This window comes from Streptococcus mitis, from assembly GCF_023109515.1.
In the GTDB taxonomy this organism is placed as follows: Bacteria; Bacillota; Bacilli; order Lactobacillales; family Streptococcaceae; genus Streptococcus; species Streptococcus mitis_CS.
Genome location: NZ_JALDUM010000002.1, coordinates 314,182 through 333,130, shown reverse-complemented (window position 1 = coordinate 333,130; position 18,949 = coordinate 314,182). Strand labels below are relative to the sequence as shown.

At 39.5% G+C, this 18,949-nt stretch carries 19 protein-coding genes, 1 pseudogene and 1 riboswitch; of the genes and pseudogenes, 18 read left to right on the top strand and 2 right to left on the bottom strand.

Features of this window, described 5'->3' with window-relative positions; translation table 11 throughout:
• Positions 1-52 precede the first annotated feature (52 nt).
• The 15 genes from hpf (at position 53) to M1G05_RS07215 (ending at position 14,849) form a co-directional block, all read left to right on the top strand.
• On the top strand, positions 53-601 hold the full coding sequence (hpf, locus tag M1G05_RS07285) for a ribosome hibernation-promoting factor, HPF/YfiA family (RefSeq protein WP_000599101.1): 549 nt from the start codon (positions 53-55) through the stop codon (positions 599-601).
• Between the two features lie 135 nt (positions 602-736).
• Positions 737-2,710: a DHH family phosphoesterase gene (locus M1G05_RS07280; RefSeq protein WP_247953437.1), complete on the top strand. Its 1,974-nt coding sequence runs from the start codon at positions 737-739 to the stop codon at positions 2,708-2,710.
• Positions 2,707-3,159, top strand: a complete 453-nt coding sequence (gene rplI / locus M1G05_RS07275) for a 50S ribosomal protein L9 (protein ID WP_000864214.1) — start codon at positions 2,707-2,709, stop codon at positions 3,157-3,159. Before M1G05_RS07280 ends, rplI begins: the two co-directional genes overlap by 4 nt.
• 43 nt (positions 3,160-3,202) lie before the next feature.
• A complete protein-coding gene (gene dnaB / locus M1G05_RS07270) occupies positions 3,203-4,555 on the top strand; it encodes a replicative DNA helicase (protein WP_000852485.1) in 1,353 nt (450 codons plus the stop codon).
• A gap of 1 nt (position 4,556) precedes the next feature.
• The gene (locus M1G05_RS07265; RefSeq protein WP_001278169.1) at positions 4,557-4,823 is read left to right on the top strand and encodes a Veg family protein; all 267 of its coding nucleotides are present in this window, start codon (positions 4,557-4,559) and stop codon (positions 4,821-4,823) included.
• Between the two features lie 88 nt (positions 4,824-4,911).
• Positions 4,912-6,030, top strand: a complete 1,119-nt coding sequence (gene cbpD / locus M1G05_RS07260) for a choline binding-anchored murein hydrolase CbpD (RefSeq protein ID WP_049543254.1) — start codon at positions 4,912-4,914, stop codon at positions 6,028-6,030.
• Between the two features lie 81 nt (positions 6,031-6,111).
• Positions 6,112-6,214, top strand: a riboswitch (TPP riboswitch).
• 68 nt (positions 6,215-6,282) lie between these two features.
• Complete coding sequence (locus tag M1G05_RS07255; RefSeq protein WP_045612468.1) at positions 6,283-6,573, top strand: thiamine-binding protein; 291 nt, start codon at positions 6,283-6,285, stop codon at positions 6,571-6,573.
• Positions 6,536-7,294, top strand: a complete 759-nt coding sequence (locus M1G05_RS07250) for an ABC transporter permease (protein ID WP_247953436.1) — start codon at positions 6,536-6,538, stop codon at positions 7,292-7,294. Before M1G05_RS07255 ends, M1G05_RS07250 begins: the two co-directional genes overlap by 38 nt.
• A gap of 38 nt (positions 7,295-7,332) precedes the next feature.
• Positions 7,333-8,340, top strand: a complete 1,008-nt coding sequence (locus tag M1G05_RS07245; protein ID WP_247953435.1) for an ABC transporter substrate-binding protein — start codon at positions 7,333-7,335, stop codon at positions 8,338-8,340.
• Entirely contained in the window at positions 8,340-9,068 is a 729-nt protein-coding gene (locus M1G05_RS07240; RefSeq protein WP_247953434.1) for an ABC transporter ATP-binding protein, read from the top strand. Before M1G05_RS07245 ends, M1G05_RS07240 begins: the two co-directional genes overlap by 1 nt.
• 118 nt (positions 9,069-9,186) lie before the next feature.
• Positions 9,187-9,645: a CtsR family transcriptional regulator gene (locus M1G05_RS07235; RefSeq protein ID WP_004261972.1), complete on the top strand. Its 459-nt coding sequence runs from the start codon at positions 9,187-9,189 to the stop codon at positions 9,643-9,645.
• Between the two features lies 1 nt (position 9,646).
• A complete protein-coding gene (locus M1G05_RS07230; protein ID WP_247953433.1) occupies positions 9,647-12,079 on the top strand; it encodes an ATP-dependent Clp protease ATP-binding subunit in 2,433 nt (810 codons plus the stop codon).
• A 147-nt stretch (positions 12,080-12,226) separates the two neighbouring features.
• A complete protein-coding gene (locus M1G05_RS07225) occupies positions 12,227-13,285 on the top strand; it encodes an AAA family ATPase (RefSeq protein ID WP_247953432.1) in 1,059 nt (352 codons plus the stop codon).
• 9 nt (positions 13,286-13,294) lie between these two features.
• The gene (gene pnuC, locus M1G05_RS07220) at positions 13,295-14,074 is read left to right on the top strand and encodes a nicotinamide riboside transporter PnuC (RefSeq protein ID WP_247953431.1); all 780 of its coding nucleotides are present in this window, start codon (positions 13,295-13,297) and stop codon (positions 14,072-14,074) included.
• A gap of 1 nt (position 14,075) precedes the next feature.
• Positions 14,076-14,849 (top strand): NUDIX domain-containing protein, encoded by a 774-nt coding sequence (locus tag M1G05_RS07215; protein WP_247953430.1) that lies wholly within the window; start codon positions 14,076-14,078, stop codon positions 14,847-14,849.
• Between the two features lie 71 nt (positions 14,850-14,920).
• Here the strand turns inward: M1G05_RS07215 and M1G05_RS07210 are convergent, their stop codons facing one another.
• On the bottom strand, positions 14,921-15,151 hold the full coding sequence (locus M1G05_RS07210) for a hypothetical protein (RefSeq protein WP_024057553.1): 231 nt from the start codon (positions 15,149-15,151) through the stop codon (positions 14,921-14,923).
• A gap of 278 nt (positions 15,152-15,429) precedes the next feature.
• Between M1G05_RS07210 and M1G05_RS07205 the strand changes: the two genes are divergently transcribed.
• Entirely contained in the window at positions 15,430-16,128 is a 699-nt protein-coding gene (locus M1G05_RS07205; RefSeq protein WP_024057552.1) for a hypothetical protein, read from the top strand.
• 70 nt (positions 16,129-16,198) lie between these two features.
• Here the strand turns inward: M1G05_RS07205 and M1G05_RS07200 are convergent.
• Positions 16,199-16,426 (bottom strand): annotated as a pseudogene (locus tag M1G05_RS07200) (tRNA dihydrouridine synthase DusB); the annotation flags it as partial.
• A gap of 129 nt (positions 16,427-16,555) precedes the next feature.
• On the opposite strand from M1G05_RS07200, the gene M1G05_RS07195 reads away from it, so the two are divergent.
• On the top strand, positions 16,556-18,316 hold the full coding sequence (locus M1G05_RS07195; protein WP_247953429.1) for a sensor histidine kinase: 1,761 nt from the start codon (positions 16,556-16,558) through the stop codon (positions 18,314-18,316).
• Positions 18,294-18,899 (top strand): response regulator transcription factor, encoded by a 606-nt coding sequence (locus M1G05_RS07190; protein WP_023947315.1) that lies wholly within the window; start codon positions 18,294-18,296, stop codon positions 18,897-18,899. Before M1G05_RS07195 ends, M1G05_RS07190 begins: the two co-directional genes overlap by 23 nt.
• Positions 18,900-18,949: the final 50 nt, after the last annotated feature.

Here is an 18,949-nt window from a genome sequence, read left to right as displayed (position 1 = left end):
AGCGTTATAATGAAATCAGAAAAACAAAAATGTTTAGAAAGAAGGTACTCATATGATTAAATATAGTATCCGTGGTGAAAACCTAGAAGTAACAGAAGCAATTCGTGATTATGTAGTTTCTAAACTCGAAAAGATCGAAAAGTATTTTCAAGCTGAACAAGAGTTGGATGCTCGAGTTAACTTGAAGGTGTATCGTGAAAAAACGGCTAAAGTGGAGGTGACGATTCCGCTTGGCTCAATTACTCTTCGTGCAGAAGATGTGTCTCAAGATATGTATGGTTCAATTGACCTTGTAACCGATAAAATTGAACGTCAGATTCGTAAAAATAAAACAAAAATCGAGCGTAAAAATAAAAACAAGGTAGCAACTAGTCAATTATTTACAGATGCTTTGGTGGAAGATTCAAATGTTGTTCAGTCTAGAGTTGTTCGTTCAAAACAAATTGATTTAAAACCAATGGATTTGGAAGAAGCTATTCTACAGATGGATTTGTTGGGACATGATTTCTTTATCTATGTGGATGTTGAAGATCAGACAACTAATGTGATTTATCGTCGTGAGGATGGCGAGATTGGTTTGTTAGAAGTTAAAGAATCTTAATTTCAATATGTGTAAAGGAAGGTTTACTAAATTGTAAACCTCCTTTTTCTTATAATTGATAGAATTACTGATTACACTTTTAAAAAGTCGCTTTTTGGTGGTTATTATGGTATAATGAGTGCCAAGAGGTTTGGAATGAAAAAATTTTATGTAAGTCCTATTTTCCCCTTAATATTAGGAATAGTGGCGTTCGGAGTGCTATCTGTGCAACTTGTTTTTGTAACGAATACACTGGTAACGCTATTTCTTTTGCTACTTATTTTGGGTTCATATATTTTACTATTCATCCATCAGAGAGAATACTACTCAAAGAGTGAAGTAGAACAAATCCAGTATGTAAACCACCAAGCTGAAGATAGTTTGACAACCTTGTTAGAACAGATGCCTGTCGGAGTTATTAAACTAGACTTATCATCAGGTGAAGTTGAATGGTTCAATCCTTACGCTGAATTGATTTTGACTAATGAAGTGGGCGAGATTGATGTTGCATTAATTCAAACAATTATAAAGGCTTCTGTGGGGAATCCAGGTTCTTATGCCACCTTGGGTGAGACCCGCTATTCGGTTCATATGGACAAGGTATCTGGAGTTCTTTACTTTTTTGATGTGTCTGGAGAATACGAAGCGACTGTCGAGTTAGTAACGAGTCGGCCTGTGATTGGTGTCGTTTCTGTTGACAACTACGATGACTTAGAAGATGAAACATCGGAGTCTGATATCAGTCATATCAATAGTTTTGTAGCCAATTTTGTTTCAGAATTTGCTAGTAAACATGCCATGTTCTCCCGTCGAGTAAGTATGGATCGCTTTTATCTATTTACGGACTACACGGTTCTTGAGGGATTGATGAACGATAAATTTTCTGTTATTGATTCTTTCAGAGAAGAGGCGAAACAGAGACAGTTGCCCTTGACCTTAAGTATGGGATTTTCTTATGGTGATGGAAATCATGATGAGATAGGGAAAGTTGCATTGCTCAACTTGAACTTGGCTGAAGTGCGTGGTGGCGACCAGGTGGTTGTCAAGGAAAATGACGAAACGAAAAATCCCGTTTATTTTGGTGGTGGATCTGCTGCCTCAATCAAACGTACACGGACTCGTACGCGTGCTATGATGACAGCTATTTCAGATAAGATTCGAAGTGTGGATCAGGTTTTTGTAGTTGGTCACAAAAATCTAGATATGGATGCTCTTGGCTCTGCTGTAGGTATGCAGTTATTTGCCAGCAATGTGACTGAAAATAGCTATGCTATTTATGACGAAGAACAAATGTCGCCGGATATTGAACGAGCTGTTTCATTCTTAGAAAAAGAAGGAGTTACAAAGTTGTTGTCTGTTAAGGATGCAATGGGGATGGTGACCAATCGTTCTTTGTTGATTCTTGTAGACCATTCAAAGACAGCTTTAACTTTATCAAAAGATTTTTATGATTTATTTACCCAAACCATCGTCATTGACCACCATCGAAGGGATCAGGATTACCCAGATAATGCGGTTATTACTTATATCGAAAGTGGTGCAAGCAGTGCCAGTGAGTTGGTAACGGAATTGATTCAGTTCCAGAATTCTAAGAAAAATCGTTTGAGTCGTATGCAAGCAAGTGTCTTGATGGCTGGTATGATGTTGGATACTAAAAATTTCACCTCACGAGTGACTAGTCGGACATTTGATGTTGCTAGCTATCTCAGAACGAGAGGAAGTGATAGTATTGCTATCCAAGAGATTGCTGCAACAGATTTTGAAGAATATCGTGAGGTCAATGAACTGATTTTACAGGGGCGTAAATTAGGTTCAGATGTACTAATAGCGGAGGCTAAGGACTCGAAATGTTATGATACAGTTGTTATTAGTAAGGCAGCAGATGCCATGTTAGCTATGTCAGGTATTGAAGCGAGTTTTGTTCTTGCGAAGAATACACAAGGATTTATCTCTATCTCAGCTCGCAGTCGTAGTAAGCTGAATGTACAACGGATTATGGAAGAGCTGGGAGGTGGAGGCCACTTTAATTTGGCAGCAGCTCAAATTAAGGATTCAACCTTGTCAGAAGCAGGTGAAAAACTGACAGAAATTGTATTAAATGAAATAAAGGAAAAGGAGAAAGAAGAATGAAAGTAATCTTTTTAGCAGATGTCAAAGGAAAAGGTAAAAAAGGCGAAATTAAGGAAGTACCAACCGGGTATGCACAAAACTTTCTTATCAAAAAGAATCTAGCCAAAGAAGCGACTGCTCAAGCTGTAGGTGAACTTCGTGGTAAACAAAAATCTGAAGAGAAAGCTCACGCTGAGATGATTGCAGAAGCAAAAGCAATTAAAGCCCAACTTGAAGCAGAAGAAACTGTTGTAGAATTTGTTGAAAAAGTTGGTCCAGATGGCCGTACTTTTGGTTCAATTACGAATAAGAAGATTGCAGAAGAATTGCAAAAGCAATTTGGAATTAAGATTGATAAACGTCATATCCAAGTGCAAGCTCCGATTCGGGCGGTTGGTTTGATTGATGTGCCAGTGAAAATCTATCAAGATATCACAAGTGTGATCAATCTTCGTGTGAAAGAAGGGTAAATTTACACTTTCTTGACAAGATTGTAAAAGGAAGGGAAGTCTGATGGCAGAAGTAGAAGAGTTACGAGTACAACCTCAAGATATCTTAGCTGAGCAATCCGTTTTAGGGGCTATCTTTATTGACGAGAGTAAGCTTGTTTTTGTGCGAGAATATATTGAGTCTCGGGACTTTTTTAAGTATGCCCATCGTTTGATTTTCCAAGCTATGGTCGATTTATCCGATCGTGGCGATGCTATAGATGCAACAACGGTTCGTACCATTCTTGATAATCAAGGCGATTTGCAGAATATTGGTGGCTTGTCTTACCTGGTTGAGATTGTCAATTCTGTGCCAACTTCTGCTAATGCGGAGTATTATGCTAAGATTGTTGCAGAGAAGGCCATTCTACGTCGATTAATCTCCAAGTTGACAGAGTCTGTTAATCAAGCTTACGAGGCTTCGCAACCAGCTGATGAAATCATTGCTCAGGCAGAAAAAGGCCTGATTGATGTCAGCGAAAATGCTAATCGAAGTGGATTTAAGAACATTCGAGATGTGTTGAATATCAACTTTGGAAATCTGGAAGCTCGCTCGCAACAAACGACCGATATTACAGGTATTGCGACAGGCTATCGTGACTTGGATCATATGACGACTGGTCTTCATGAGGAGGAGTTGATTATCTTAGCAGCTCGTCCGGCGGTTGGTAAGACAGCCTTTGCCTTGAATATTGCTCAGAATATTGGGACTAAGTTGGACAAAACGGTTGCTATTTTTTCACTCGAAATGGGTGCGGAAAGTCTAGTGGACCGTATGTTAGCTGCAGAAGGCTTGGTGGAGTCACATTCTATTCGTACAGGTCAATTGACTGATGAGGAGTGGCAAAAATATACCATTGCTCAGGGTAATCTAGCTAACGCCAGTATCTATATCGATGATACGCCAGGAATTCGGATTACAGAGATTCGTTCTCGTTCTCGTAAACTGGCTCAAGAAACTGGAAATCTTGGTTTGATTTTAATAGACTATTTGCAGCTTATCACGGGAACTGGTCGGGAAAATCGTCAACAAGAGGTTTCAGAAATTTCACGTCAGTTAAAAATTTTAGCTAAGGAACTGAAGGTTCCAGTAATCGCTCTAAGTCAGCTTTCTCGTGGTGTAGAACAACGTCAGGATAAGAGACCGGTCTTGTCTGATATTCGTGAATCTGGGTCTATTGAGCAGGACGCTGATATTGTAGCCTTTCTTTATCGCGACGACTACTATGAGCGTGGTGGTGAAGAAGAGGAAGGCATACCGAATAATAAGGTAGAAGTTATTATCGAGAAAAACCGTAGTGGAGCTCGTGGAACGGTGGAATTAATTTTCCAAAAAGAATACAATAAATTTTCAAGTATCTCAAAGAGGGAGGCATAAGATGTCAGATGCATTTACAGATGTAGCCAAGATGAAAAAAATCAAAGAAGAAATCAAGGCACATGAGGGACAAGTCGTAGAAATGACTTTGGAGAATGGTCGTAAGCGCCAAAAAAATAGATTGGGTAAGCTAATTGAGGTTTATCCATCCCTATTTATCGTTGAATTTGGGAACGTTGAAGGAGATAAACAAGCTAATGTTTACGTTGAATCCTTTACTTACTCAGATATCCTTACAGAAAAGAATTTGATTCATTATCTTGACTAAAGTGAGAAATTTTCTCACTTTTTCTTTTTTCTCCGAATAGTTTAAGTGAAGGTAATCTTCGATTTATATTATTTTTCAAGGAGGAAGAATGAAAATTTCACCATTTAAAGTAGCAGAGACAAGATTTTCTTTCAGAAAATCAGCTAAAAAGGTTGTTCCCTTTTTAGTAGTAGGATTGATGTTAGCAGCGGGTAATAGTGTATATGCCTATTCCGGAGGAAATGGATCGATTGCGCGTGGGGATGATTATCCTGCTCATTATAAAAATGGGAGTCAGGAGATTGATAAGTGGCGCATGTATTCTCGTCAATGTACTTCTTTTGCAGCTTTTCGTTTGAGTAATGTCAATGGTTTTGAGATTCCGGCTGCTTATGGGAATGCGAATGAATGGGGCTATCGTGCTCGTCGTGAAGGCTATCGTGTCGATAATAGACCAGCGATTGGCTCCATTGCTTGGTCGACTGCAGGAACTTATGGTCATGTTGCCTGGGTGTCAAATGTAATAGGAGATGAGATTGAGATTGAAGAATACAACTATGGAATAAGAGAATCTTACAACAAGCGTGTCGTGAAGGCGAATACTATGACTGGTTTTATTCATTTTAAGGATTTGCCTGGTGGCAGTGTTGGGAATAGTCAATCCTCAGTTTCAACAGGAGGAACACATTATTTTAAGACTAAGGCTGCTATCAAAAATCAGCCTCTAGCTAGCGCAACTGCGATTGATTACTATTATCCTGGGGAGAATGTTCATTATGATCAAATTCTCGAAAAAGATGGGTACAAGTGGTTGAGTTATACGGCTTATAACGGAAGTCGTCGTTATATCCAGCTAGAGGGAGTAACCTCTTCACAGAATTATCAGAATCAATCAGGAAATAGCTCTAACTATGGATCCAATAACAGTTCAACTGTCGGTTGGAAGAAAATAAATGGTAGTTGGTATCATTTCAAATCAAATGGGTCTAAATCAACAGGCTGGCTGAAAGATGGTTCTAGCTGGTATTATTTGAAATCATCTGGTGAAATGCAGACAGGATGGTTAAAGGAAAATGGTCTGTGGTATTATTTGGATAGTTCAGGTGCAATGAAAACGGGCTGGTACCAAGTATCTGGTAAGTGGTATTATTCTTACTCTTCAGGCGCCTTAGCTGTTAATACGACGGTGGATGGCTACAGAGTAAATAGTGATGGAGAACGAGTATAGAAAATGGGAGTAGGAAATTTTTCCTACTTTTTCTGTAAGCAGTTTCCTTGACATTTTTTTGGTTTTGCGCTATCATATGTCCATATAATATATGGGAGTCTGTGTACAGTCTGAGAGGAAGCGTTAAGCTTCGACCGCACCTGATCTGGGTAATGCCAGCGTAGGGAACGATACTTAGTCTAATCTTGACCTTTTCCATATATGGCAAAGGTTTTTCTTTTTATCAAAGGAAAACGAGAAGTGGAGGTTGTTATGAAAGCAAGCATTGCCTTGCAAGTTTTACCCCTTTCACAGGGGATTGATCGGATTGCTGTTATCGATCAGGTCATTGCCTATCTGAAAGCTCAAGAAGTGACCATGGTAGTGACACCATTTGAAACAGTTTTGGAAGGGGAGTTTGATGAGCTTATGCGCATTCTAAAAGAAGCGCTGGAAGTGGCAGGGCAGGAGGCAGACAATGTCTTTGCCAATGTCAAAATAAATGTAGGAGAGATTTTAAGTATTGATGAGAAACTTGAAAAGTATACTGAGACGACACATTAGTCTGTTGGGCTTTCTAGGGATCTTGTCAATCTGGCAGCTAGCAGGGTTGCTTAAACTTCTTCCTAAGTTTATCCTGCCGACCCCTCTTGAAATTCTCCAGGCCTTTGTTCGTGACAGAGAATTTCTCTGGCACCATAGCTGGGCCACCTTGAGAGTGGCTTTACTGGGGCTGGTTCTGGGAGTTTTGATTGCCTGTCTCATGGCTGTGCTCATGGATAGTTTGACTTGGCTTAATGACTTGATTTACCCTATGATGGTGGTTGTTCAGACCATTCCGACTATTGCCATAGCTCCTATCCTGGTCTTGTGGCTCGGTTATGGGATTTTGCCCAAGATTGTCTTGATTATCTTAACGACAACCTTCCCCATCATCGTCAGCATTTTGGACGGTTTTAGGCATTGTGACAAGGATATGCTGACCTTGTTTAGTCTGATGCGGGCCAAACCTTGGCAAATCCTGTGGCATTTTAAAATCCCAGTCAGCCTGCCTTACTTTTATGCAGGTCTGAGAGTCAGTGTCTCCTACGCTTTTATCACAACAGTAGTATCTGAGTGGTTGGGAGGCTTTGAAGGACTAGGTGTCTACATGATTCAGTCCAAGAAACTGTTTCAGTACGATACCATGTTTGCTATTATTATTCTGGTATCGATTATCAGCCTTCTCGGTATGAAATTGGTTGATGTCAGTGAAAAATATGTTATTAAATGGAAACGTTCGTAGAATGAGAATGTTTCTGAAAAAGAAAAGAGGAAATTGAAATGAAGAAAACATGGAAAGTGTTTTTAACTGTTTTAACAGCTCTTGTAGCTGTTGTACTTGTGGCCTGTGGTCAAGGAACTGCTTCTAAGGATAACAAAGAGGCAGAACTTAAGAAAATCGACTTTATCCTAGACTGGACACCAAATACCAACCACACAGGGCTTTATGTGGCCAAGGAAAAAGGTTATTTCAAAGAAGCTGGAGTGGATGTTGATTTGAAATTGCCACCAGAAGAAAGTTCTTCTGATTTGGTTATCAATGGCAAGGCACCATTTGCAGTCTATTTCCAAGACTACATGGCTAAAAAATTGGAAAAAGGAGCAGGAATCACTGCTGTTGCAGCTATTGTTGAGCACAATACATCAGGAATCATCTCTCGTAAATCTGACAATGTAGCTAGTCCAAAAGACTTGGTTGGTAAGAAATACGGAACTTGGAATGATCCAACTGAACTTGCTATGTTGAAAACATTGGTAGAATCTCAAGGTGGAGACTTTGAGAAGGTTGAAAAAATACCAAATAACGACTCAAACTCAATCACACCGATTGCCAATGGAGTATTTGACACTGCTTGGATCTACTATGGATGGGATGGAATTCTTGCCAAATCTCAAGGTGTAGACGCTAACTTTATGTACTTGAAAGACTACGTTAAAGAATTTGACTATTACTCACCAGTCATCATTGCTAACAACGACTACCTCAAAGACAACAAAGAAGAAGCACGTAAAGTCATCCAAGCTATCAAAAAAGGCTACCAATATGCCATGGAGCATCCAGAAGAAGCAGCTGATATCCTCATCAAAAATGCACCTGAACTTAAGGAAAAACGTGACTTTGTCATCGAATCTCAAAAATACTTGTCAAAAGAATACGCAAGCGACAAGGAAAAATGGGGGCAATTTGATGCGGCTCGCTGGAACGCCTTCTACAAATGGGACAAAGAAAATGGTATCCTTAAAGAAGACTTGACAGACAAAGGATTCACCAACGAATTTGTGAAATAATGACAGAAATTAGACTAGAACACGTCAGTTATGCCTATGGTCAAGAGAGGATTTTAGAGGATATCAATCTGAAAGTGACTTCAGGTGAAGTGGTTTCTATCCTAGGCCCAAGTGGTGTTGGTAAGACTACGCTTTTCAACTTAATTGCGGGGATTTTAGAAGTTCAGTCAGGGAGAATTGTCCTTGATGGTGAAGAAAATCCCAAGGGGCGGGTGAGTTATATGTTGCAAAAGGATCTGCTCTTGGAACACAAGACGGTGCTTGGTAATATCATTCTGCCCCTCTTGATTCAAAAGGTGGATAAGGCAGAAGCTATTGCTCGCTCAGATGAAATTCTTGCGACCTTCCAGTTGACAGCTGTAAGAGATAAATACCCTCATGAACTCAGTGGTGGGATGCGCCAGCGTGTGGCCTTGCTCCGGACCTACCTTTTCGGGCACAAGCTCTTTCTCTTGGATGAGGCCTTTAGCGCCTTGGATGAGATGACCAAGATGGAACTACACGCTTGGTACCTTGAGATTCACAAGCAGTTGCAGCTAACAACCTTGATCATCACGCATAGTATCGAGGAGGCCCTCAGTCTCAGCGACCGCATCTATATCTTGAAAAATCGCCCTGGGCAGATTGTTTCAGAAATTAAACTAGATTGGTCTGAAGATGAGGACAAGGAAGTCCAAAAGATTGCCTACAAACGTCAAATCTTGGCAGAATTAGGCTTAGATAAGTAGAAAAATAGGGAGTTGGTGAAGATTATCCTTTACCAGCGCCCTTTTTCTTTTAAAAATGAGAAAATTTCGGTATAATAGTCAAAGATAGTCAAGGTTTAAAGAGAGAGGTGGGTTTGTAATGAGATTTAAAAATACATCGGATCATATTGAGGCCTACATCAAGGCGATTTTAGATCAATCTGGTATCGTGGAGTTGCAACGTAGTCAGTTGGCAGATACTTTTCAGGTTGTTCCCAGTCAGATTAACTATGTGATCAAGACACGCTTTACGGAAAGTAGGGGCTACTTGGTTGAAAGTAAGCGTGGTGGCGGAGGCTACATTCGTATAGGACGGATTGAGTTTTCTAGTCATCATGAAATGCTCAGGGAGCTTCTTTACTCAATTGGTGAGCGGGTCAGTCAAGAAATTTATGAAGATATTCTCCAGCTTTTGGTTGAGCAGGAATTGATGACCAAGCAGGAGATGAATTTGCTGGTGGCAGTAGCTTTGGATCGCGTTTTAGGAGAAGAAGCTCCAGTTGTTCGTGCAAACATGCTACGACAGGTCATACAAGAGGTAGATAGAAAAGGGAAGTAAGATGAACTATTCAAAAGCATTGAATGAATGTATCGAAAGTGCCTACATGGTTGCTGGCCATTTTGGAGCTCGTTACCTAGAGTCTTGGCACTTGTTGATTGCCATGTCCAACCACAGTTATAGTGTGGCAGGGGCAACTTTAAATGATTATCCATATGAGATGGACCGTTTAGAAGAGGTCGCTTTGGAACTGACTGAAACGGACTATAGCCAGGATGAAACCTTTACGGAATTGCCGTTTTCTCATCGTTTGCAGATCCTTTTTGATGAAGCAGAGTATGTAGCGTCAGTGGTCCATGCTAAGGTGTTAGGGACAGAGCATGTTCTCTATGCGATTTTGCATGATGGTAATGCCTTGGCGACTCGTATCTTGGAGAGGGCTGGTTTTTCTTATGAAGACAAGAAAGATCAGGTCAAGATTGCTGCCCTACGTCGAAATCTAGAAGAACGTGCAGGCTGGACTCGTGAAGACCTCAAGGCTCTACGCCAACGCCATCGTACAGTAGCTGACAAGCAAAATTCTATGGCTAATATGATGGGCATGCCGCAGACTCCGAGTGGTGGTCTCGAGGACTATACGCATGATTTGACAGAGCAAGCGCGTTCTGGCAAGTTAGAACCAGTCATCGGTCGGGACAAGGAAATCTCGCGTATGATTCAAATCTTGAGTCGGAAGACAAAGAATAATCCTGTCTTGGTTGGGGCTGCTGGTGTCGGAAAAACTGCTCTGGCGCTTGGTCTTGCCCAGCGAATTGCTAGTGGGGATGTGCCTACGGAAATGTCTAAGATGCGCGTGTTAGAGCTTGATTTGATGAATGTCGTGGCAGGGACACGTTTCCGTGGTGACTTTGAAGAGCGCATGAATAATATCATTAAGGATATTGAAGAAGATGGCCAAGTCATCCTCTTTATAGATGAACTTCACACTATCATGGGTTCTGGGAGCGGGATTGATTCGACTCTGGATGCGGCCAATATCTTGAAGCCAGCCTTGGCGCGTGGAACCTTGAGAACAGTTGGTGCGACCACTCAGGAAGAATATCAAAAACACATCGAAAAAGATGCGGCCCTTTCTCGTCGTTTCGCCAAAGTGATGATTGAAGAACCAAGTGTGGCAGACAGCATGACCATTTTGCAAGGTTTGAAGGCGACTTATGAGAAACATCACCGTGTGCAAATCACAGATGAAGCGGTTGAAACAGCTGTCAAGATGGCCCATCGTTACTTGACTAGTCGCCATTTGCCAGACTCTGCTATCGATCTCTTAGATGAAGCAGCAGCAACAGTGCAAAATAAGGCTAAGCATGTAAAAGCAGACGATTCAGGTTTGAGTCCAGCTGACAAGGCCTTGATGGATGGTAAGTGGAAACAGGCAGCTCAGCTAATCGCAAAAGAAGAGGAAGTGCCTGGTTATAAAGACTTGGTGACAGAGTCTGATATTTTGACCACCTTGAGTCGCTTGTCAGGTATCCCCGTTCAAAAACTGACTCAGACTGATGCTAAGAAATACTTAAACTTGGAAGCTGAACTGCACAAACGTGTCATCGGTCAAGATCAAGCTGTTTCAAGTATTAGCCGTGCCATTCGCCGCAACCAGTCAGGGATTCGCAGTCATAAGCGTCCGATTGGTTCCTTTATGTTCCTAGGGCCTACAGGTGTCGGTAAGACCGAATTGGCCAAGGCTCTGGCAGAAGTTCTTTTTGATGACGAATCAGCCCTTATCCGCTTTGACATGAGTGAGTATATGGAGAAATTCGCAGCCAGTCGTCTCAACGGAGCTCCTCCGGGATATGTGGGTTATGAAGAAGGTGGGGAGTTGACCGAGAAGGTTCGCAACAAACCATACTCTGTTCTACTCTTTGATGAGGTAGAAAAAGCCCACCCAGACATCTTTAATGTCCTCTTGCAGGTCTTGGATGACGGTGTCTTGACTGATAGCAAGGGTCGCAAGGTTGACTTTTCAAATACCATTATTATCATGACGTCAAATCTTGGTGCGACAGCCCTTCGGGATGACAAGACTGTCGGATTTGGGGCTAAGGATATTCGTTTTGACCAGGAAAATATGGAAAAACGCATGTTTGAAGAGCTGAAAAAAGCTTATAGACCGGAGTTTATCAACCGTATTGATGAAAAGGTGGTCTTCCATAGCCTGTCTAGCGACCATATGCAGGAAGTGGTGAAGATTATGGTTAAACCTTTAGTTGCAAGTTTGGCTGAAAAAGGCATTGACTTGAAATTACAAGCTTCCGCACTGAAATTATTGGCCAATCAAGGATATGACCCAGAGATGGGAGCTCGTCCACTTCGTAGAACTCTACAAACAGAAGTGGAAGACAAGTTGGCAGAACTTCTTCTCAAGGGAGAATTAGAGGCAGGCAGCACACTTAAGATTGGTGTTAAAGCAGGCCAGTTAAAATTTGATATTGCATAAAAATGGAGAATCAGGAGCAATCTTGATTCTTTTTTTCGCAATTTTTTTATAAAAAATGATAAAAAACTATTGAAAAAACAAAAATATAGTTTATAATAAAAACATAGACAACGAAAATATCAAAAAATATAAAAAGGTAATGCGTTTATGAAAAAGAAAACAGCAGTGGTATTTGGGACCTTTGCCCCTCTTCATCAGGGTCATATCGATCTGATTCAGCGAGCGAAGCGGCAGTGTGACCAGGTCTGGGTTGTAGTTTCAGGCTATGAGGGAGATAGAGGGGAACAGGTAGGCTTAACTCTTCAAAAGAGATTTCGCTATATCCGAGAGGCCTTTGGTGATGACGAGTTGACCTCTGTCTGCAAGTTAGATGAAACCAATCTTCCCCGTTACCCTATGGGCTGGCAGGAGTGGTTGAATCAGATGTTTGCAGAGATTTCCTATGATGAAACCCAGCAAGAACTAATTTTCTTTGTGGGAGAAGCAGACTACCAGCAAGAACTATCTAATCGTGGCTTTGAGACTGTCTTGCAAGAAAGAAAGTTTGGTATTTCAGCGACTATGATTCGAGAAAATCCAAGCAAATATTGGAAATATATTGCTCAACCCTTCCGACGTCAGTTTACAAAGAAAGTGTTGATTATGGGAAGTGCTAGCAATGGGAAGACCACTCTGGCCAAGGATTTGGCTAGGTATTACGATGCACCAGTTAGTTTGGAATACGCACGTGAGTACCAGATCAAAAACAATGTCCGCGACGATGAATTGACTCCAAAAGATTACTATTATCTCCTGTTGGGCCAGTATGACCAGACCTCTAAGTTAATCGATAGCAATGCCAATCGAGGCCTAGTGATTGCTGACACAAACTCTTTAGTAACCAAGGGCTACTATGATTATTACATGGAGACTGAGGATCAAGAAGACTTATCAGGAGAAACATTTGACAATCTCTTTGCCTCGATCTTGGCTAAGGAAAAATGGGACTTGATTCTCTTTGTGCAACCTGTCGGTTCCTATGTCAATGACGGATTTAGAGATATGACTATGGCAGAAGACCATATTCGTCATAGTTTTTCTCAGCATTTGGACCAGATGAGAGAGCGATATTTAACCACCATTCCACTAGTTTATCTAGCTGGGGATTACCTAGGCAATTATGAAGCAGCCAAAGTGGCTATTGATGCCATTTACCAAGCAGATTAGGAGAAAATTATGAAAAAACTAACTGAAAAAATCACACAATTTATCGAAAACTTTAAAAATGTCCATGCGGAAGCCCGCAAGATCGGTTTTGCAGGAATCATGAACCTGCTCTGGAAAGATCTTTTTGTCGGCCGTAGCCTCTTCCAGTGGTTGTATCTCATCGTCCTGTCAAGTGTTCCCTTGATCTTGGAATTCACGCAAAATACAGAAAGTCATGACTGGATGAGCTTGTTTGCATCTTGGACTGGGATTGTCTGTGTTATCTTGGTAGCAGAAGGGCGTGCAAGCAATTATCTCTTTGGGGCCATTAACTCTGCTATCTATTTGGTTTTGGCTATGAATGCGACTTTTTATGGTGAAGTTTTGACGACTGTTTACTTCTTTGTCATGCAGCCGATTGGTCTCTATGCTTGGCTGTCCAACCGTATCAATGACCAAGGAAAAGCAGAAGAATCTCACTTTGAAGCCAAGAAATTATCTGTGCTTGACTGGCTCAAGTACTTGGATTTGACTGCTATCATTTGGATTGGTATGGGCTTAGCTTATCAAAGTATCCATAGTGCTCGCCCTTTCCGTGATAGTGTTACCGATGCGACCAATGGTGTCGGTCAGCTCTTGATGACACGTCTCTACCGTGAGCAATGGATTTTCTGGATTGCAACCAATCTCTTTAGTATCTATCTCTGGTGGGGTGAAAACATCCACATCCAAGGGATGTACTGGGTTTACACACTCAATAGTCTAGTAGGTTGGTACCAATGGACCAAGGCAGTTCGTAAGGAGGCATAAAATGACGGACACGATGATTCCAGCAGGGATGACGGAAAGAGAATATTTTGAAATTCATGCAAGTCAGGAGGAATTTTTGGATTGGTTCTACAAGCAGGAACTTCCTCAATACGAAAAACCAAGTGTGACGGTGGATATGGTAGCCTACTGCTTTGTCGAAGGAAAGATCAAGCTCTTATTAATTCGCCGCAAGGCTCACCCTTATCAAAACTGTTTGGCCTTAGTTGGAGGATTTATGGACAAGGGTGAAGATGCTGTGCATGCCTGTCAGCGCGAGGTGAGAGAAGAAGTCAATCTCGAGCTTCCTTTGGAAAAAATTGAGCAATTGATGACCGTATCGACCCCCGGTCGTGACCCCCGGGGCTGGACAGTGACCATTGCCCACTTGGTTTATTTGCCTAGTCGTGCATTAGAACTTGTTCAAGCAGGAGACGATGCCAAGGATGTGGTTTTTGTAGATGTCGATTTTCAGACAGGCAAATGCTACCTAGAGGGAGTGGAGTTGGAGGAACAAGCCTTCGCTTTTGACCATTATGCCATTATTCAAGAGTCTATCAAACGAATCCAAGGCCGTCTCGACTGGAATCCAACCTTCCTTTATCTGCTGGAGGAGGAGTTCACTGTCTACGAAGGAACTGAACTGGTCAATCTTATTAACCCCGGTCGCCCAATCGTCAGCAATAACTTTCTCGTAAAATACGGAGAATATGTAGAAGAAGTTGGACTCAAACGAGTGCCTAAAAAGAAACCAAGAAAAACCTATCGATTGAAATAAAAAACGAGGTCGGGAAAAGTTCCCGACCTCTTTATTTGCCTTTATTAGTTTGATTTGCTGTTGCGACTGTTTTAGGGATGGCTATCTTTCTTAGAATTACTCAACATGTGAGTAAAGAAGTCTTTGTATCTATACTTGAGATAGTTCTCATGTAAAAATAACAAAGCAATATAAACAATCAAAAAGATTGTAGTCAGATAAAACACATCAAATGCAGTTCGCGCATAGTGAGTGGCTGACTGATAAGAGCCAATAGCTCCCAAAATCAACCAAGGAAGATACTTGTAATACTTATTTAGCATAAGAATGCACCTCCTATATTCTATTTCAATGTTATTATATTCCTTTGTACTTAAAGATGCAAGCGATTACACAAAAACAAATTCAAATTTTTAATAGGAAAATCTCCTGTTTTTCTATTTTATTACGAATAGAAGAGTAGGAGGAGTAAATGTATCTAAAGTATTTAAGATTTTTAAAATAGTTTAGATAAATTGTTGACATATTTAAATTCCAATGTTACAATTGTATTACAAAAAGATTTCATTATATTTCTAAAATATTACAAAGGAGTAGGGAAATGAAAAAGAAAACCTATATCAAATTGATGACAGCAACTGTATTAGCTTCTACCCTACTATTAGGAGCTTGTGGAAATAAAAAGGAAACAACTCAAGCAAGCAGTTCTGCTAAGACAAGCCAATCATCAAGCTCTAAAGCAGCTTCTGCTAATAAAGAAAGTAAGACTCAGAAATCCTCAAGTTCAGCTGCATCTGAAAAGGCTAAGGCGTCTACTGATCAATCTTCAGCAACTGCAACGCCATCACAAGCGGCACCTGCACCAGAGCAAAGACAAGGTCAAGAAGTAGCTAATCAACAGGCAGCTAGTCAACAAACTCCTGCTCAGGCTCCTTCAACTCAACAGGCTCCTCAAGCCCAGTCTAACCAATCAAGCTATGATTCTACAACTGACCGCAAACTTCAAGACAAGCAAGCAGAGCAAAATAAACGCTACAAGGGTGTTTTAACTATGGTAGATGGTGATTTCTCAGCTGCAGCGGGCAATTGGAAGGGAGCAAATGGGGAAACCATTACAGTTTCATCTGGCGGTCAATTCACAGTAGAATCTTCCGATGGAAAGAAAGAAAATTACTCTCTCAAAGGCTATTCTTATACTCTTGATGATGGCAAGTATAATGCCAAAATTGGTGGAGGAAAAGTCATCCAAATTACAACAGGAGCGGATGGTAAGGTTTCCAGTGTTGCTTTGAGTCAATAATAACCCTCAGTATTTGAATTTTTACAGTCAAAAACCCGTAACCTTTAAGAGAGTTACGGGTTTTAAACTATTAAGCCTTATCCAGTTGCCAGAGGGCTTCAATCTCTGCTAGGGTGCTAGCTTGTGAAATGGCTCCACGGAGTTTAGCTGCACCAGATGTTCCACGAAGATAGTGAGGAGCGAGGTCACGGAATTCACGAACTGCTACATTTTCTCCTTTGAGGTTAATCAAGCGTTTCAAATGTTCGTAGGCGATTTTCATCTTATCTTCAAAAGTCAAATTAGGTAGGATTTTACCTACTAGAAGATTGTATCAGTTATATCTCGAAAGAAAAAAGAATAAATTTAACTATAAAACCTGTTTTATTGAATGAAAAAATGGTAGAATAAACATCAATATCAAGTGAAATGTGGAGTGTTGCAAACAATGAAGTCAAAAATGTTTCGATTTTATTTTGTTTTGTTATTTATTTTCTTTTTTTATTTTTCGTTTTCAATATTTAACCGAACGTACAGTGGAATCACCGTAGATAAACATGATAATGAGTGGATAGTTAGACAAGTCCATAATCTGGGAAGCTTTGCAAATCATCAAGAGATAATAGGGTCATCAATTATACAAATAGACGGTCAGAGTCCAGATAGTAATTTCTTATTATCTCGATTTTTAATTGTTGAACCGCTTCATTCTGTGACAGTGTTAGATAGAGGAATTTCAAAGAATTTAATAATAGAATCTGGGAAATCAAGCCAAATTATCTTTCTTGTTTTATCAATCATTGCTTTTCTGATTCTACTGTTATTTCGCTTATACATAAAAGGGAGAAGTAGAGGAAAAACTGGAAAACGATATTTTTATTTTATTATTTATACTAGTCTGATGTTATTATCGATTATTCCATCAAGTATAGGAGATGTATTTGGTCGTAGTCTATTAATTTCATACTTGACTTTATTTCCATTATTCATGGATATTTTCATTAGAGTGTTAGTCCTGAAGATAAAAGGTTCAACCATTTCTAACTTTTCTCGTATTATACTGGGCTATTCACTCATCACTCAACTTTTGTTTGTTTATAATCTTATACAGCCCATTGATTTTTTGACTATCTTTTTTTCTAGGGGGGTATTTTATTTAGTATTTTTCTTTTTAGTTATCCTGCTGTTAAAGATGCTTATAAGTTACTCTCAGATAAGAGAAATGTTGCCAATTCATACCTTATTTTTAGCAGTTCTTGCCTTATTTCCTCTATTTTTTGGATATATTTTTCCGATTGGTAAGGAAGTTTCGTTTATTTATAGTATTCCTCTATTGTTGCTTATTTTGTTCTCTATTGTAAATAACTTGATACTAGAGCGAATGATATATGTTGCTTGGAAGTGGAATCCATTCATATATAACTTGATATTTTCCGTTTTTTTTACTAGTCTAATTATTCTTTTTAGTCTGTTATTAAGAGAATTTTCTCCAATTTTTTTCGTTCTTTACACTTTTCTTTTTTCGCTAGCTTTGTTACCTGAAATAAGGAAAATGATGTTGATTAGCCATAAAATGGAGGGAATCTTTAGTAGTTTTCATACTTTTGTAGCTACTGAATTAGAGAGGGAAGAAATTGCAACGTTTATACATGATACTACAATTCAGAAGGTTATTTATTATAAAAAGCAGTTAGAAATTAGTGAACACATTAATAGGGGAGCTTTATTAGAGATGTTGGATGATATTGTTTTTGAATTAAGAGATTTATGTTCCAATATCTATCCTTTAATGGTGCATGAATTAGGGTTGAAAGAATCTATTACTAGCATATTAAACCAATTCATGAAGATGGAAACTGTTTCGATTATGACAACTTTTTCAATAGATGAAGAAAAAGTTAACGATAAAGTGGGCACGTTTGTATTAAGGACAGTTAAAGAACTAGTAAATAATAGTATTCTTCATGGGAATGCTAGAGAAATTACTGTAGATTTATCTACAAAAGAAAAGATTTTATCAATTGAAGTTATAGATGATGGTATTTTTAAGGGAAACTATCAGTCTAATGAACATCATTTTGGTTTAAATAGAATTGTAGAGAAGGTTCATTTATTGGGGGGAACTGTTCAGATAAATATAGAACCTACAAGTGTGAAGATACGGATACCTATAGAAGGGAAGAAAAATGATTCGTTTGGTTTTGATTGATGATCACAGTTTAGTATTACAAGGATTGGAGAACTATTTTTTAAAGGAAGATGATTTTAAAATTGTTGGTTCCTATACAGAAGTAGCAGATTTACTTCTCTGTCTTAAGAATGAAAAGGTAGATGTGCTAGTTATGGATTTTATGTTGAAAGGAGTAACGGCATTTGATGTTATTAGTCAAATAAATAGATTTCTGAATACAGTTCCCAAGATAGTTCTTTTATCAGGATTTTATGACACTTTGTTACATAAGAGAGCGATGGATTTTGGGATTCAAGCTTTTTTACCCAAAGAAAGTTCTTATTTGGATGTTAAAAGTGCAATTTATGCTGTTTATAAGGGAAATCACGTTATTCCAGATGGTTTGTTAGAAAAGCAAGAAAATAATCTATTGACAGATACGGAGTTAAGTGTATTGGAACTGATTGTAAAAGAATATTCTAATGAAAAGATAGCAAATAGTTTATTTGTCAGCAGGAGAACAGTGGATACCCATGTTTCAAATATTTGTTCAAAGTTGGGAGTGACGAGTAGAGTTGGAGCTGTACGTGAGGCTATTCGATTAAATCTAGTATCTTTATAATTTTATACTAAAAAGGCAAGAAGGTTTTCGTAAATTACGGATTCTTTCTT

What these genes read in the sequence shown, in the direction of transcription:
- dnaB (WP_000852485.1), top strand. Translation starts at nt 3,203, where the DNA reads ATGGCAGAAGTAGAAGAGTTACGAGTACAACCTCAAGATATCTTAGCT.
- M1G05_RS07235 (WP_004261972.1), top strand. Translation starts at nt 9,187, where the DNA reads ATGAGATTTAAAAATACATCGGATCATATTGAGGCCTACATCAAGGCG.
- pnuC (WP_247953431.1), top strand. Translation starts at nt 13,295, where the DNA reads ATGAAAAAACTAACTGAAAAAATCACACAATTTATCGAAAACTTTAAA.
- M1G05_RS07245 (WP_247953435.1), top strand. Translation starts at nt 7,333, where the DNA reads ATGAAGAAAACATGGAAAGTGTTTTTAACTGTTTTAACAGCTCTTGTA.
- M1G05_RS07215 (WP_247953430.1), top strand. Translation starts at nt 14,076, where the DNA reads ATGACGGACACGATGATTCCAGCAGGGATGACGGAAAGAGAATATTTT.
- M1G05_RS07280 (WP_247953437.1), top strand. Translation starts at nt 737, where the DNA reads ATGAAAAAATTTTATGTAAGTCCTATTTTCCCCTTAATATTAGGAATA.
- M1G05_RS07190 (WP_023947315.1), top strand. Translation starts at nt 18,294, where the DNA reads ATGATTCGTTTGGTTTTGATTGATGATCACAGTTTAGTATTACAAGGA.
- hpf (WP_000599101.1), top strand. Translation starts at nt 53, where the DNA reads ATGATTAAATATAGTATCCGTGGTGAAAACCTAGAAGTAACAGAAGCA.
- M1G05_RS07240 (WP_247953434.1), top strand. Translation starts at nt 8,340, where the DNA reads ATGACAGAAATTAGACTAGAACACGTCAGTTATGCCTATGGTCAAGAG.
- M1G05_RS07230 (WP_247953433.1), top strand. Translation starts at nt 9,647, where the DNA reads ATGAACTATTCAAAAGCATTGAATGAATGTATCGAAAGTGCCTACATG.
- M1G05_RS07255 (WP_045612468.1), top strand. Translation starts at nt 6,283, where the DNA reads ATGAAAGCAAGCATTGCCTTGCAAGTTTTACCCCTTTCACAGGGGATT.
- M1G05_RS07205 (WP_024057552.1), top strand. Translation starts at nt 15,430, where the DNA reads ATGAAAAAGAAAACCTATATCAAATTGATGACAGCAACTGTATTAGCT.
- M1G05_RS07250 (WP_247953436.1), top strand. Translation starts at nt 6,536, where the DNA reads ATGAGAAACTTGAAAAGTATACTGAGACGACACATTAGTCTGTTGGGC.
- M1G05_RS07265 (WP_001278169.1), top strand. Translation starts at nt 4,557, where the DNA reads ATGTCAGATGCATTTACAGATGTAGCCAAGATGAAAAAAATCAAAGAA.
- M1G05_RS07225 (WP_247953432.1), top strand. Translation starts at nt 12,227, where the DNA reads ATGAAAAAGAAAACAGCAGTGGTATTTGGGACCTTTGCCCCTCTTCAT.
- rplI (WP_000864214.1), top strand. Translation starts at nt 2,707, where the DNA reads ATGAAAGTAATCTTTTTAGCAGATGTCAAAGGAAAAGGTAAAAAAGGC.
- cbpD (WP_049543254.1), top strand. Translation starts at nt 4,912, where the DNA reads ATGAAAATTTCACCATTTAAAGTAGCAGAGACAAGATTTTCTTTCAGA.
- M1G05_RS07210 (WP_024057553.1), bottom strand. Translation starts at nt 15,151, where the DNA reads ATGCTAAATAAGTATTACAAGTATCTTCCTTGGTTGATTTTGGGAGCT.
- M1G05_RS07195 (WP_247953429.1), top strand. Translation starts at nt 16,556, where the DNA reads ATGAAGTCAAAAATGTTTCGATTTTATTTTGTTTTGTTATTTATTTTC.